The sequence below is a fragment of the Streptomyces sp. NPDC048560 genome (genome assembly GCF_040650955.1).
In the GTDB taxonomy this organism is placed as follows: Bacteria; Actinomycetota; Actinomycetes; order Streptomycetales; family Streptomycetaceae; genus Streptomyces.
In genome coordinates, this window is sequence record NZ_JBEZIJ010000001.1 from 254,837 (window position 1) to 269,675 (window position 14,839).

Genomic DNA, 14,839 nt, shown 5'->3' on the forward strand with positions numbered 1-14,839 from the left:
TCGTGACAGCCCTGAGGGCCGCCCCGTCCTTCAGCCCTCATCGGCCGTCGCCGAGCGGCGGTTGTACGCACGGGGCGCCCGCCAGTGGAAGCGCATCGCCAGCAGCCGCAGCGCGAAGGCGGTGATCACGGCCGCACCACTGGTGAAGGCGTCGAGCGCGTCGAAGCGGATGCACAGCGCGACAATCGTGGCCCCGACGATCGCGGGCACCGCGTACAGGTCGCGGTCCCAGCGCAGCAGCGAGGGCACCTCGTTGGCCAGTACGTCGCGCAGGACACCGCCGCCGACCGCGGTGGTGAGCCCCAGGGCCGCCGATGCGGTCAGGCCGAGGCCGTACTCGTACGCCTTCACCGTGCCGGTGACGCAGAAGAGCCCGAGACCGGCGGCGTCGAAGACGTTGACGCCGACCTGGATGCGCTCGACGTGGGGGTGCAGGAAGAAGACCAGACCCGCCGCGAGCAGCGGGGTGGTGAAGTAGCCCAGATCCGTGAACGCGGCGGGCGGAACCGCGCCGATGATCACGTCACGGAACAGCCCCCCGCCCAGCGCTGTCGCCTCGGCGAGCACCGCGATGCCGAAGACATCGAAGTTCTTGCGTACGGCGAGCAGTGCGCCCGAGATCGCGAAGACGAAGATTCCGACGATGTCGAGCGCATGCTGGACGGAGGGCGTGAACAGTTCGAGGAGCACCCGGGCAATTGTGCCCGTACTACTCCTTGGGGCTGTCCCCCGGCTCCTGGGTCTCCTTCGGAGCCGCGGGTTCGGACGCGGGTTCCGCGGCGGCTTCCGCAGGCGCCGGCGAAGCCGCTCCGGTGGTGGCTCCGGCAGCCGGCTCCGCGGCGTCCGGCTCCGGCTCCTTCTTCAGGGCCACGATCTCGATGGCCTCCCGCGCCGTCGCCAGCACGGTGTCGCCCGGGACCTGGTCCGGCGCGTTCTCCGGGTGGTGGCAGGCCACCTGGTGCCCGGTCTTCAGGGCGACCAGCGGCGGTTCCTGCACGGAGCAGACCTCCGTCGCCTTCCAGCAGCGGGTGTGGAAGCGGCAGCCGCTCGGCGGGGAGATGGGCGACGGGACGTCACCCTTGAGCAGGATCCGCTCGCTCTTCGCCGACCGGCGCTTCGGGTCGGGGATCGGCACGGCCGACAGGAGCGCCTTGGTGTACGGGTGCATCGGCGCCTTGTAGAGCGACTCGCGGTCGGCCAGCTCCACGATCTTGCCGAGGTACATCACCGCGATCCGGTCCGAGACGTGCCGGACCACCGAGAGGTCGTGGGCGATGATCACGTAGGTGAGGCCCAGCTCGGTCTGGAGGTCGTCCAGGAGGTTGACGACCTGCGCCTGGATCGAGACGTCCAGCGCGGAGACCGGCTCGTCGGCCACGACCAGTTTCGGGTTGAGCGCGAGCGCCCTGGCGATCCCGATGCGCTGACGCTGGCCGCCGGAGAACTCGTGCGGATACCGGTTGTAGTGCTCGGGGTTGAGGCCGACCACCTCCAGCAGCCGCTGCACCTCCTTCCTGACGCCGCCCTCGGGCTTGACGCCCTGGAGCTTGAAGGGGGCTCCGACGATCGTGCCGATCGTGTGCCGCGGGTTCAGCGAGGAGTACGGGTCCTGGAAGATCATCTGCATGTCCCGGCGCATCGGGCGCATACCGCCCACACCGAGGTGCGTGATGTCCCTGCCCTCGAACTCGATCGTGCCGGCCGTGGGTTCGAGCAGCCGCGTGATCAGCCGGCCCATCGTCGACTTGCCGCAGCCGGACTCCCCGACCACACCCAGGGTCTCCCCCGCGTGCACCTCGAAGTCGATCCCGTCGACGGCCCGCACGGCTCCGGTCGTGCGCTGGAGCAGGCCCTTCCTGATGGGGAAGTGCTTCTTCAGACCGCTCACCCGGAGCAGCACCTCCGGGGAGGCACCCTCTCCGGCGGCCCGCTGCGCGGGAACGCCGACGCTGTTGTCCTGGCTCGTCACGGCTTTGTCCTCGCTTTTGTCCTCGCTCACAGCTTGGGCGCAATCTCTTCGGTCCAGATACGCTCCCGCTGCTCCTGCGACATGTGGCAGGCGGCCGAGTGCCGGCTGCCGACCTCCAGCAACTCGGGCCGTACGGTGCGGGTGACGTCGTCCTTGGGCAGATCCGCGTACGGGCAGCGCGGGTTGAAGGCGCAGCCCGACGGGATGTTGATGAGCGAGGGCGGGGAGCCCTTCACCGGAATGAGCCGCTCGGTCTGGTCCCGGTCGAGGCGCGGCATGGAGCCGAGCAGTCCCCAGGTGTAGGGGTGCCGCGGCTCGTAGAACACCTTCTCGGCCGGTCCGCGCTCCACGCAGCGCCCGCCGTACATCACGAGGATGTCGTCGGCGAGCTCCGCCACGACGCCCAGGTCGTGCGTGATGACGATGACCGCGGAGCCGAACTCCGTCTGCAGGTCCCGGATCAGGTCGAGGATCTGCGCCTGCACGGTCACGTCGAGAGCCGTGGTCGGCTCGTCGGCGATCAGCAGCTCCGGGTTGTTGACCAGCGACATCGCGATCATCGCGCGCTGGCGCATTCCGCCGGAGAACTCGTGCGGATAGCTGTCGACCCGCTTGTCGGGCTGCGGGATACCGACCCGGTCGAGCATCTCGACGGCCCGGGTGCGGGCCGCCTTCTTGGTGACGTCGTGGTGGACCCGGTACGCCTCCACGATCTGCTTGCCGATCGTGTAGTACGGGTGCAGCGCGGACAGCGGGTCCTGGAAGATCATCGCCATGTCCCGGCCGCGGAGCTTGCGCACCTCGTCCGGGTCGCTGGAGAGCAGTTCCTTGCCGTTCAGCCAGATCTCGCCGGAGAGCTGGGCCTTGCGCTTGCCGTACTGGCCGGCGGTGTGCAGACCCATGATCCCCAGCGAGGTCACGGACTTGCCGGAGCCGGACTCGCCCACGATGCCGAGGGTCTTGCCCTTCTCCAGCGTGAAGCTGAGCCCGTCGACCGACTTGACCAGGCCGTCGTCGGTCGGGAAGTGCACCTTCAGGTCGCGGACGTCGAGGAAGGCGCCGGATGCGGGCGAGGCGGAGGCGACGGGCTCGCCCAGGGCGGCTCCGCTCGTGCTCAGCTCGGTCATGACAGCCTCACTCGGGGGTCGATCACGGCGTACAGGATGTCCACGACGAGGTTGGCGATGATCACCGCGAGCGAGGTGATCAGGACGACGCCCAGGATCACCGGCAGGTCGCGCTCCCTGATCGCCGCGAGCACCGCCTGGCCGAGGCCGGGAAGGCTGAACGCGGTCTCGGTGAGGATCGCCCCGCCGATGAGTGCGCCGAGGTCCATGCCCAGCATCGTCAGGATGGGAGTCATGGTCGAGCGCATGGCGTGCTTGCCGATGACGACCGGCTCGCTCAGGCCCTTGGCCCGGGCGGTACGGATGTAGTCCTCGCCCATGACTTCGAGCATGGTGGCCCGCGTGATGCGGGCGTACATCGCCGCGTACAGGAAGGCGAGGGTGACCCACGGCAGCAACATGCCCTGGAGCCAGCCGGTGGGACTGTCCCCGAACGGCACGAAGCCGGAGTCGATCCAGCCGAGCCCGTAGTCGAAGATCGCGAGGGAGGCCATGGCGGTGAAGTAGATCGGCAGCGAGACGCCCGCGAGCGCGACGACCATGGCCGAACGGTCCCACGCCGTACCGCGCTTGAGGGCGGACAGCACGCCGGCCGCGACACCGCCGAGCAGCCACAGGACGGCCGCGCCGAGCGCGAGCGTCATGGTGACCGGCAGACGGTCCGTGAGCACCGGCCAGATGGCCTGCTCACTGCGGAAGGAGTAGCCGAAGCAGGGCGCGGCGCAGTTCGTGACGTCGCCGCCCGAGGCGTAGGTACGCCCGACGAAGATGCCCTTGAAGAACTCCAGGACCTGAATGAGGATCGGTTCGTCCAGCGCGAGCTTCTGCCGGATCCCCTCCACCGCCGCCGCGTCCGAGGTCTTGCCCACGTACATCGTGGCGGGGTCGACGCCGGTCCACTGGGGGATGAGGAAGAAAATGCAGAAGACCACCACGACGATGACCACAAGCATTACTGCGACGGCCATGAGCCGCCTGATGAGGTATGTGAGCACTGCTCTCGGCCCGGCGGGGGACCGCGGGCCACCGGAGGTCGTCCGATGGCCCGCGGCCGCACCGCTCCGGCCTTCACCTGCCTTTCGTGCCGTACGGCGGGTGTGCCGGTGTGGTGGTTACTTCACAACGCCCAGGCTGGTGAAGTCGTACGTGCCGCTGTAGGCGTCCGTCGTGTAGACGTTCGTCAGTCGCGGGGAGCGCCAGTTGATGAACTTCTCGAAGACGAAGGGCAGGTAGTACGCGCCCTCCATCACCTGGTGGTTGATCTCCGTGGCGATGGCCTTCTTCTTCTCCGCGTCGAGCTCGACGGAGAACTTGTCGAAGTTGGCGTCGATCGCCTTGTCGTCGATCATGGCGAAGTTGTTGTTGCCGCTCTCGAGGATGTAGCTGCTGTCCCAGAGGGGCGCGCCGTAACCCTGGACCGAGGGGAAGTCCGGTCCCCAGCCCATGATGATGATTCCGTAGTTCTTCTTCTTGACCACGGACGGGTTACCGATGATGCCCGAGGTCTGCGAACCGTCGTACTTGTCGATGTCGACCTTGATGCCGACCTTGCCGAGCGACGCCTGGAGCGACTCGGCGGTGGCGACCTCGACCGGCTTGTTGTTACGGACGGCGATGGTGGTGGAGAAGCCCTCGGGCTTGCCGCACGCCTTCAGCGCTTCCTTGGCCTTGGTGACGTCCGGCGCGCCGTCGTTGGCGGCGAGACCGTACGGGTCGTACTTCTGGCCCTCGGAACCGGGCACCGACGGGGGCAGCATGTTGGTGCCGATGTCGCCACCGGCGACCGGGCCGCCGCGCGCGGTCTGGAGCGACTTGTGGTCGGCTCCGTAGATGACGGCCTTGCGGCAGTCGATGTTGTCGAACGGGGCGACGTTCTGCGGGAAGACCGCGTAACGGATGTAGCCCGAGACCGGGTTGTCCAGGTTCTCCTTGTGCTCCTTCAGCGCCTTGATACGGCCCTGCGGGGAGAGACCCGTCTGGTTGATGTCCAGGTCGAAGTCGCCGGCGATCAGACGGTTGTCCATGTCGTCCGCGTTGGAGAACAGGTTCAGCGTGATCTTGTCCGGGAGCGCCTTGCGGACCGGGTCGGAGGACTGCTTCCAGTTCTCGTTGCGGACCAGCACGACGGACTTGCCGGGCGCGTACGACTCGAACTTGTACGGGCCGGAGGAGAACGGCTTCAGGCCGTACTTCGACTTGGTGTCCTTGTCCTGGCGGACCGGCGAGGACGAGGTCAGCGCGAGGATCTCCTCGAAGTCCGAGTTCGCCGTCGGGAGCTTGAAGATGATGGTCTTCTCGTCCGGCGTCTCGATGGCCTTCAGGCCCAGCTTGTCCTTGGAGGTGTCCTTGTACGGACCCTTGTACTCGCCCTTGGGGTCGAGGATGTCACGCAGGTAGACCGGGCCACCGGACAGCACGTCCTGCGCCCACTGGCGCTCGATGCCGTACTTGATGTCCTGGGAGGTGATCGGCTTGCCGTCCTCCCACGTGACGCCGTCACGCAGGGTGTACGTGTACGTCTTGCCGTCGTCCGTGATCTTGGCGCGCTCGGTGGCGAGGTCCGGCGTCAGCTCGGCTCCGGCCTTGCCCGGCTCGGCCTTGCCGGTGACCAGCTGGCGGCTGTAGTAGCGCATGAAGTTCCACACGAAGCCGTAGTAGCCACGCGTGGTGTCCCACGAGTCGGCGTCCTGGGCGCCGGCGAACTTCAGCGTGCCGCCCTTCTTCGTCGAGGGGTTGGCGATCTTGTTGTTGGCCGCGTCGAAGCCGGCCGCCGACGTCTTGCCCTTGCCGTCCTTGCCACCGCTGTCCTCGCCGCCGCCGCACGCAGCGGTGGAGAGCAGCGCCGCGACCACGGCAGCAGCGGCCACTGCCTGCTTGCGCCGTGCGTTCCGTCGGGTAGTCACGATTCGGATCCTCCGTGTGTAGAAGCGGCCCGTGCGGTGCACGGGCTTCGCGGTACGGCAGTTAGCGGGTGCCCTTCGGGTCGAGCGCATCGCGTACGCCGTCGCCGAAGAGGTTGAAGGAGAGCACGGTGATGAAGATCGCCACACCCGGGACGACCATGTACATGGGGTCGGCCTCGTAGTAGCTCAGGGCCGCGGACAGCATCTCGCCCCAGGAGGCGGACGGCGGCTTCACTCCGACACCCAGGAAGCTCAGGGCTGCCTCGGTGAGGATGTTGGTCGGGATCATCATCGTGGCGTACACGATGATGGGCGCGACGAGGTTGGGCAGGAGCTCCTTGAAGAGGATGTAGATCCGTCCGGCCCCGAGGCTGCGGGCGGCGTCCACGTACTCGCGCTCGCGCAGCGACAGCGTCTGGCCCCGGACGACCCGGCCGACGTACGGCCAGCCGAAGAATCCGATGACCAGGATCATCACGAAGAGCCTGACGCCGGTACCGGTCAGGCCCAGCATCTCGTTCGGCATGACGGAGACCAGCGCGATGATGAACAGGAGCTGCGGGAAGGCGAGCAGCATGTCCATCACGCGGCTGATGATCGTGTCCAGCCAGCCGCCGAAGAAGCCCGCGAGCACACCGAGAACGGTGCCCAGCACGATGGCGACCACGGCGGAGGCGAAGCCGACGAGCAGCGAGACCTGGGCGCCGTAGACGATGCGGGCGAAGATGTCGCGGCCGCTGACCGGCTCGACCCCGAGCAGGTGCTCTGAGCTCATCCCGCCGAACGATCCGATGGGCGTGGAGAAGAGAGGGTCGATCAGGTCCTCGTGGCGCTCGTACGGCGACTGCCCGACCAGACTCGTGATCAGTGGCGCCAGCACGGCGACGAGGATGAGCAACAGCACCACGACGCCACCGCCGAGAGCCAGCTTGTCCCGCTTCAGGCGCTCCCAGGCGATGCGGCCCAGGGAGCGGCCCTGCACCGCCTTCTCCGGGACGCCGGCCTCGAATCCCGGCGTCGGGGCCGCTTCCGTTGTCGGCTCGTGAAGTGGTGCCGTCATCGTGCCAGGGACCCCTCTCAACCGGCGGTGGCCGGTACACACTTGCCGCTGTGGCGGCGTGATCAGTCCGTTTGTGTTCAGGGACGGAACATCCCTTGTTGCGGGAGTCTTCATCGGGGCCGCGACAGGTTGCCAGACTTGACGGTGAATGGATGCCTAACCGTGATGCACCAGGGCCGATCCGTTATCCGGACGCCCGTGAACGCCCCCCGGACGCCGGGAGGTTGACGTGGATTAGGGCACGGATCACCGCTTAGGCCCCGTTGGGTGGCACCGGACCACAGAGGGGCCGAAATGCAATTCGCCCCCCGAATGGGGGGCGAAACGCCTGGATGGGACGAACCGAGGGGCTCTAGAAGCCGCGCGGGGCCTGACCGGCGGCCGGGGGGTATCCGTAGCCGGGCGCGGCCGGCGGCTGTCCGGCCGGGGCGTGCGCCTCGCGGTCGTAGAACGGCCGGGAGTTGGCGCGGAGCCACATGGCGACGGGGTCGTACTCGTCGGACATGGAGACGGTGGAGACGGGCAGGCCGTCGGGGACCGTGCCGATCGACTGCTGCATCATCGCCCGCACGGCGTCGACGGACGGCCGGCCGGTGTCGTAGAGGTCGAGGCCGATCGCGAGGTACGGGACGCCGAGGGCGGGCTGCACCCAGGCGCGGCGCAGGGAGCGGACGGCCGGGGTGCGGTGGGCGTTCTGCGTGAGCATGGCGTAGAACTGCGGGATCTCGATGGCGGGCTCGGAGAGCCTCAGCGGTCCCGCCGGCATCCGGTCGAGGCCGGTGGCGATCCGGCGCAGGTCGAGCCAGGGGATGCCGACGCCGCCGCCCGGGGCGTGCGGGTTGAGCCAGATCCCCCAGCGGTCGGGGAACAGCGCGCGGGCGATGTCACGTCCGGTGACCAGCTCGTGGGCGCGGTTCCAGCCACTGGCGGAGAGCTCCTGGGCGGAGGTCACACAGGGGGCGTAGCCCAGCCCGTCGACCTCCATGTTCCCGTACTGGGCGTCGGGGGAGCCCGCGGTGCCGTGCCAGAGCAGCATCCAGACCCGGCCGTCGGTGAGTGCCTGGAGCAGGGCTTCGTACGCGTCGTAACGCCCGGGCGTCACCTGGCCCAGCATGTGCTCGATCTGCCCGGCCGCCGCGGTGCCTGACGCGCTCACCCTGGGTCCCGCCCCTCATCGATCCGCTGTGTCGCCCCGCCACTTCCGGGCATACGGGTGCGACCCCGCCATGCCATCAAACCAGCTTATGCCTCGCTTCTGACACCGACTTGACGGCGGTCGGTGTCCTTCGCGCCGCCGGATCAGTGTCCTTCGCGCCGGTAGAAGGGACGTACCTTCGCCAGCATCCAGTCCCCCACCGGGTCCTGCGCCACGTCCAGGAGCACGAGATTGACCGGCCAGGGCGGCTGGACCCGGCCGAGCGCGCGGCCGAGTGCGTCCATCGGGGCGCTCTGCCCCGCCCCGTCCCACGTGGCGAACTCGACGCCGACGAAGAGGACGGGGTCGCCGCCCTCGATGGTTGCGAGGGCCCTGCGGGCGGTGCTGACGACGCCGCTCGCCTGGAACTCGCCGGACACCGCGGCGAGGAAGTCGACCGGGTCCTCCTGCCAGTCGGGCTCGTAGAGCGTGACCCGGCCACCGCTGGCGGGCCCGTCCAGCGGAGTGCGCCCCGCCCGGCACAATTCGGCCACGGCGGGCGGCGGCAGGGGGAGGCCGACCGCGCCACCCGGATTCACCGCGATGCCGACCTGCGGGGGCAGCCCGCGGGCGAACTCGCGTGCGGGCGCCACGGCGAAGGAGAGGTGTGTGCCGACACACAGCAGGAACTGCGCCTCGGAGCTGTAGACGGGGACGTACGCCGCGCCGTCGATGTCCATCATCGGCAGGTCGAGGTCCGCGCTGGCGGGATTGCCGCCGTTGGGCAGCGGCACCCAGACCTGGCTCCGGCCGAGCACTTCGAGCAGCCGGCCGGCCGCTTCCGGGACGCCGAGGGAGGCGACCAGGACTTCTTCGAGCTCGTTGGCCGGCCAGCCATGGTGCGGCTGCGTCTCGAACGGCGCCGGATTGTCCACTGGTCCCCTGCTTCCCCTCTGGTCCTGCCTTGCGCCAGCGATCGTAGACGAGCGGCCCTCACCGGCCGGGCGGGAGACCTCAGGCCCGTTCGAACGTGATCCGGTCGAGGGCGTCCGCGGCCTCGCGGTCCAGCAGCACCGCCGAGGCGCATCCCGCCGGAAGCAGACCGGTCTCCGTGTCGCGCATCAGCCGGCCGACGGAGCGACGGTGCCGGGCGAAGGCGTAACCGGAGACTCCGCGTCCACGCTCGCGCTGGCCCTCCCTGGCCACCTCGGGGGTGACGTCGAGCAGGACGAGGTGCAGGATGCGGCCCCGGCGACGGGCGTCCCGGGCCAGCCAGCGCCGCACCCACGTCTGCGTGCCGCAGTCGTGGACCACGACGGACTCACCGGAGCGCAGGGCCCGCCAGAGCCCTGTGTAGTGGGCGGCCCTGACGAGCGGGCGGTAGAGGGCGTACGGGAGTAAACCGGGCAGGGCGCGGGCCCAGCGGTCCCTGGTGTCCTGGGAGTCGATCGCCCGGTCCGTCACCGTGCGGCGGATCAGGGTCGACTTGCCGCTGCCCGGCAGTCCCGAGACGACCACCACGTCGCCCGCGGCGAAGTCCAGGCTGCGCGGACCGCGCCCGTCCCGGCTGCGCAGGTCGCGCACCACGGGCGCGTGCGTGCCCAGTGTTCCGCTGCGGACGGGTACCGCCTGCTGCGGTGGCACCGCGCCGTGCGCGGCTCCCGCTGTCGTCGCGTAACGCTGCAACGTCGTCGCCTCCCCCTGTCCGGTGACCCACATCTGCCCAAGAAGTGTAAAGAAAAGGTAATGCGGCACAACCGGCTCACCCGCCCGTATCCGTCGGGACCGGACGCCCCACTCTCCCGCATGGCGTGCGATGATGACCCCGCCAACTGCATACCGGCCGTTTGAATCCGCGCGGGAGAGTTCCGGACACTGTGTGTGCCGGGCGCCGAAGGAGCAAGTTCCTCCCTTGAATCTCTCAGGCCCCGTACCGCGTGGATGAGGCAGATCTGAAAAGCGAGCCGTTCCGCGGCTCCACCCAAGGTGCAAGCCGACCTCTGTAGGGAAGACCCCTTCAGGGCCTCTCGGCGAACCTCTCAGGTTCCGATGACAGATGGGGAGGGATCGTCCTCTGTCGTCATGCCCTGGAGCCGTATCGATGAGCACTGCCCCGAGCACCTCCCCCCGCCACACCGCGCTGGACGCCCTGCACCGTTCGCTGGGCGCCACCATGACCGACTTCGCCGGCTGGGACATGCCGCTGCGCTACGCCAGCGAGCGCGACGAGCACAACGCCGTGCGTACGAAGGCCGGTCTCTTCGACCTGTCGCACATGGGTGAGATCACGGTCACAGGTGCGCAGGCCGTCGACCTGCTGAACCACGCGCTCGTAGGCAACATCGCCACGGTCGGCCTCGGCCGCGCCCGCTACACCATGATCTGCCGCGAGGACGGCGGCATCCTGGACGACCTGATCGTCTACCGCCTCGGCGAGACGGAGTTCATGGTCGTCGCCAACGCGGGCAACGCCCAGATCGTCCTCGACGCGATCACCGAGCGCGCCGCCGGGTTCGACGCCGTCGTGCGGGACGACCGTGACGCGTACGCGCTGATCGCCGTCCAGGGGCCGGAGTCCCCCGGCATCCTCAAGTCCGTCACGGACGCCGACCTGGACGGTCTGAAGTACTACGCGGGCCTGCCCGGCACCGTCGCCGGTGTCCCCGCCCTGATCGCCCGTACCGGATACACCGGCGAGGACGGCTTCGAGCTCTTCGTCGCCCCCGAGCACGCCGAGCAGCTGTGGAAGGCCCTGACCGAGGCGGGCGCCCCGGTCGGCCTGATCCCGTGCGGGCTCTCCTGCCGCGACACGCTGCGCCTGGAGGCGGGCATGCCGCTGTACGGGCACGAGCTGACCACCGCGCTGACCCCGTTCGACGCGGGTCTCGGCCGGGTCGTGAAGTTCGAGAAGGAGGGCGACTTCGTCGGACGCGAGGCCCTTCGGGCCGCCGCCGAGCGCGCCGAGACCGCTCCTCCGCGCAAGCTCGTCGGCCTGGTCGCCGAGGGCCGCCGGGTCCCGCGCGCGGGCTTCCCCGTGGTCTCCGACGGCAAGGTCGTCGGCGAGGTCACCTCGGGCGCCCCGTCGCCCACCCTGGGCAAGCCGATCGCCATGGCGTACGTGGACGCGGCGCACGCCACGCCCGGGACCGCCGGGGTCGGCGTCGACATCCGGGGCACCCACGAGCCGTACGAGGTCGTGGCACTGCCCTTCTACAAGCGTCAGAAGTGACCACAGCGCCTGAAGCGGCACCGGGGACATCCCGGGGCTCCCGGCGTGACGCAGTCGCGTCTCACACCGTAAGACCACCGTTCATCAGCACTCCCCCGCGTACAGGAGAATTCAGGTCATGAGCAACCCCCAGCAGCTGCGGTACAGCAAGGAGCACGAGTGGCTGTCGGCCGTCGAGGACGGTGTGGCCACGATCGGCATCACCGAATTCGCCGCCAACGCGCTCGGTGACGTCGTCTACGCCCAGCTCCCCGAGGTCGGTGACACGGTGACCGCGGGCGAGACCTGCGGTGAGCTGGAGTCGACCAAGTCGGTCAGCGACCTGTACTCGCCGGTCACCGGTGAGGTCACCGCGGCCAACCAGGATGTCGTGGACGACCCGTCGCTGGTGAATTCCGCTCCCTTCGAGGGCGGCTGGCTGTTCAAGGTACGCGTTGCGGACGAGCCGGAGGACCTGCTCTCCGCGGACGAGTACACCGAGTTCTCCGGCAACTGAGACCCAAGGGATCCCCTGATGTCGCTTCTCAACTCCTCCCTCCACGAGCTGGACCCGGACGTCGCCGCCGCTGTCGACGCCGAGCTCCACCGTCAGCAGTCCACCCTCGAGATGATCGCCTCGGAGAACTTCGCTCCGGTCGCGGTCATGGAGGCGCAGGGCTCCGTCCTCACCAACAAGTACGCCGAGGGCTACCCGGGCCGCCGCTACTACGGTGGCTGCGAGCACGTCGACGTCGTCGAGCAGATCGCGATCGACCGCATCAAGGCGCTCTTCGGCGCCGAGGCCGCGAACGTCCAGCCGCACTCCGGTGCGCAGGCCAACGCCGCCGCGATGTTCGCGCTGCTGAAGCCGGGCGACACGATCATGGGCCTGAACCTCGCCCACGGCGGTCACCTGACCCACGGCATGAAGATCAACTTCTCCGGGAAGCTCTACAACGTGGTCCCGTACCACGTCGACGAGACCGGCGTCGTGGACATGGCCGAGGTCGAGCGCCTCGCCAAGGAGTCCAAGCCGAAGCTGATCGTCGCCGGCTGGTCCGCCTACCCGCGCCAGCTCGACTTCGCCGCCTTCCGCCGCATCGCGGACGAGGTCGGCGCGTACCTGATGGTCGACATGGCGCACTTCGCCGGTCTGGTCGCCGCGGGTCTGCACCCCAACCCGGTGCCGCACGCCCACGTCGTCACGACCACCACGCACAAGACCCTCGGCGGTCCGCGCGGTGGCGTGATCCTGTCGACGCAGGAGCTCGCCAAGAAGATCAACTCTGCGGTCTTCCCCGGTCAGCAGGGTGGCCCGCTGGAGCACGTGATCGCGGCCAAGGCCGTCTCGTTCAAGATCGCGGCGGGCGAGGAGTTCAAGGAGCGCCAGCAGCGCACCCTGGACGGCGCCCGCATCCTCGCCAAGCGTCTGGTGCAGCCGGACGTCACCGAGGTCGGCGTCTCCGTCCTCTCCGGCGGCACGGACGTGCACCTGGTCCTCGTCGACCTGCGCGACTCCGAGCTGGACGGCCAGCAGGCCGAGGACCGGCTCCACGAGCTGGGCATCACGGTCAACCGGAACGCCATCCCGAACGACCCTCGGCCGCCGATGGTCACCTCGGGTCTGCGGATCGGTACGCCGGCCCTGGCCACCCGCGGTTTCCAGGCCGAGGACTTCGCCGAGGTCGCCGAGATCATCGCGTCGGCCCTGAAGCCGTCGTACGACGCGGACGACCTGAAGGCCCGCGTCGTCGCGCTGGCCGGCAAGTTCCCGCTGTACCCCGGCCTCAAGTAGGGCGTGCCCGGCGGATCAGGGCCGCGACCCCGGCCATGATCCGCCGGGTACGCCCCCGGCCATCCGCAGTTTGCACATCCGGTGGGGGCACCGCGCACACTGAAGAGTGAGCACGGTGCCCTCATCGCTGCCCCGCGCTCCGCGGGCCCGCCGGCCCGTCCCGCACCACCCGGCAGACAACGGCGTCTACCAACCCCTTTAGGAGTACTCCCGTGGCCATCTCGGTCTTCGACCTCTTCTCGGTCGGCATCGGCCCGTCCAGCTCCCACACCGTCGGCCCGATGCGCGCGGCGCGTATGTTCGCCCGCCGCCTGAAGAACGAGGGCCTGCTGGCCCACACCGCTTCGATACGGGCCGAGCTGTACGGTTCACTCGGCGCGACCGGCCATGGGCACGGCACCCCCAAGGCCGTCCTGCTCGGCCTGGAGGGCGAGTCGCCCCGCACGGTCGACGTCGAGGGCGCCGACGCGCGCGTCGAGGAGATCCGCTCCTCCGGGCGCCTCAACCTGCTCGGGATGCACGAGATCCCCTTCGACACCGACGAGCAGCTGGTCCTGCACCGCCGCAAGGCCCTGCCGTACCACGCCAACGGCATGACGATCTTCGCGTACGACCACGAGGGCGCCCCGCTCCTGGAGAAGACGTACTACTCGGTCGGCGGCGGCTTCGTCGTCGACGAGGACGCGGTGGCCGGGGAGAACCCGATCGTCCCGGATGACACCGTGCTCAAGCACCCCTTCCGCACCGGCGACGAGCTGCTGCGCCTCGCCCGCGAGACCGGCCTGTCCATCTCCTCCCTGATGCTGGAGAACGAGAAGGCCTGGCGCACCGAGGCCGAGATCCGCTCCGGTCTGCTGGACATCTGGCGCGTCATGCAGGCGTGCGTCGCACGCGGCATGGCCACCGAGGGCATCCTGCCCGGCGGTCTGAAGGTCCGCCGCCGCGCCGCGAACTCCGCCCGCCAGCTGCGCGCCGAGGGCGACCCGCAGGCGAACGCCATGGAGTGGATCACCCTCTACGCGATGGCGGTCAACGAGGAGAACGCCGCGGGCGGGCGTGTCGTCACCGCCCCCACCAACGGCGCCGCGGGCATCATCCCCGCCGTTCTGCACTACTACATGAACTTCGCGGCCGGCGGCTGCACCGAGGCCGAGAAGGAGGACAGCGTCGTACGCTTCCTGCTCTCCGCGGGGGCGATCGGAATGCTGTTCAAGGAGAACGCCTCGATCTCCGGCGCCGAGGTCGGCTGCCAGGGCGAGGTCGGCTCCGCCTGCTCCATGGCGGCGGGCGCCCTCGCCGAGGTGCTCGGCGGCTCGGCGGAGCAGGTGGAGAACGCCGCGGAGATCGGCATGGAGCACAACCTGGGCCTGACCTGCGACCCGGTGGGCGGCCTCGTCCAGATCCCGTGCATCGAGCGCAACGGCATGGCGGCGGTCAAGGCCGTCACCGCGGCGAAGATGGCGCTGCGCGGCGACGGCACCCACAAGGTCTCCCTCGACAAGGTCATCAAGACCATGAAGGAGACCGGCGCCGACATGAGCGTCAAGTACAAGGAGACCGCGCGCGGCGGTCTCGCGGTGAACATCATCGAGTGCTGAGATCGCGGGGCGGGCGGGGCTCCGGCCGGCCGGAGCCCCGCCCC

The 14,839-nt window shown here is 69.4% G+C and carries 13 protein-coding genes and 1 riboswitch; of the genes, 4 read left to right on the forward strand and 9 right to left on the reverse strand.

Annotated features, from left to right (window positions below; translation table 11 throughout):
- Positions 1–30 precede the first annotated feature (30 nt).
- The 9 genes from AB0C82_RS01105 to AB0C82_RS01145 all read right to left on the reverse strand — a co-directional run bounded on the left by AB0C82_RS01105 (position 31) and on the right by AB0C82_RS01145 (position 9,913).
- Positions 31–690, reverse strand: a complete 660-nt coding sequence (locus AB0C82_RS01105; protein ID WP_362835004.1) for a trimeric intracellular cation channel family protein — start codon at positions 688–690, stop codon at positions 31–33.
- Between the two features lie 19 nt (positions 691–709).
- A complete protein-coding gene (locus AB0C82_RS01110; RefSeq protein ID WP_362835006.1) occupies positions 710–1,969 on the reverse strand; it encodes a dipeptide ABC transporter ATP-binding protein in 1,260 nt (419 codons plus the stop codon).
- Positions 1,970–1,995: 26 nt separating this feature from the next.
- Complete coding sequence (locus AB0C82_RS01115; protein WP_362835008.1) at positions 1,996–3,096, reverse strand: ABC transporter ATP-binding protein; 1,101 nt, start codon at positions 3,094–3,096, stop codon at positions 1,996–1,998.
- Positions 3,093–4,091: an ABC transporter permease gene (locus AB0C82_RS01120; protein ID WP_362835010.1), complete on the reverse strand. Its 999-nt coding sequence runs from the start codon at positions 4,089–4,091 to the stop codon at positions 3,093–3,095. The genes AB0C82_RS01115 and AB0C82_RS01120 overlap by 4 nt, the downstream gene beginning before the upstream one ends.
- Positions 4,092–4,208: 117 nt before the next feature.
- Positions 4,209–6,002 (reverse strand): ABC transporter substrate-binding protein, encoded by a 1,794-nt coding sequence (locus AB0C82_RS01125; RefSeq protein WP_362836959.1) that lies wholly within the window; start codon positions 6,000–6,002, stop codon positions 4,209–4,211.
- A gap of 58 nt (positions 6,003–6,060) precedes the next feature.
- Positions 6,061–7,059, reverse strand: a complete 999-nt coding sequence (locus tag AB0C82_RS01130) for an ABC transporter permease (RefSeq protein WP_362835012.1) — start codon at positions 7,057–7,059, stop codon at positions 6,061–6,063.
- A gap of 352 nt (positions 7,060–7,411) precedes the next feature.
- Positions 7,412–8,215: an enhanced serine sensitivity protein SseB C-terminal domain-containing protein gene (locus AB0C82_RS01135; RefSeq protein WP_362835014.1), complete on the reverse strand. Its 804-nt coding sequence runs from the start codon at positions 8,213–8,215 to the stop codon at positions 7,412–7,414.
- Positions 8,216–8,358: 143 nt separating this feature from the next.
- Complete coding sequence (locus AB0C82_RS01140; protein ID WP_362835016.1) at positions 8,359–9,129, reverse strand: enhanced serine sensitivity protein SseB; 771 nt, start codon at positions 9,127–9,129, stop codon at positions 8,359–8,361.
- Positions 9,130–9,208: 79 nt separating this feature from the next.
- Complete coding sequence (locus AB0C82_RS01145) at positions 9,209–9,913, reverse strand: AAA family ATPase (protein WP_362835018.1); 705 nt, start codon at positions 9,911–9,913, stop codon at positions 9,209–9,211.
- A gap of 129 nt (positions 9,914–10,042) precedes the next feature.
- Positions 10,043–10,140: riboswitch (glycine riboswitch) on the forward strand.
- Between the two features lie 155 nt (positions 10,141–10,295).
- Here AB0C82_RS01145 and gcvT point away from each other — a divergent pair.
- From gcvT to AB0C82_RS01165, 4 genes are all read left to right on the forward strand, one after another.
- Positions 10,296–11,423, forward strand: coding sequence for a glycine cleavage system aminomethyltransferase GcvT (gcvT, locus tag AB0C82_RS01150; protein WP_362835020.1), 1,128 nt, complete (start codon positions 10,296–10,298; stop codon positions 11,421–11,423).
- Between the two features lie 118 nt (positions 11,424–11,541).
- Positions 11,542–11,919 (forward strand): glycine cleavage system protein GcvH, encoded by a 378-nt coding sequence (gene gcvH, locus AB0C82_RS01155; RefSeq protein WP_362835022.1) that lies wholly within the window; start codon positions 11,542–11,544, stop codon positions 11,917–11,919.
- A gap of 18 nt (positions 11,920–11,937) precedes the next feature.
- Complete coding sequence (glyA, locus tag AB0C82_RS01160) at positions 11,938–13,197, forward strand: serine hydroxymethyltransferase (protein ID WP_362835024.1); 1,260 nt, start codon at positions 11,938–11,940, stop codon at positions 13,195–13,197.
- A 212-nt stretch (positions 13,198–13,409) separates the two neighbouring features.
- Positions 13,410–14,795 (forward strand): L-serine ammonia-lyase, encoded by a 1,386-nt coding sequence (locus AB0C82_RS01165; protein ID WP_362835026.1) that lies wholly within the window; start codon positions 13,410–13,412, stop codon positions 14,793–14,795.
- The last annotated feature ends 44 nt before the right edge of the window (positions 14,796–14,839 follow it).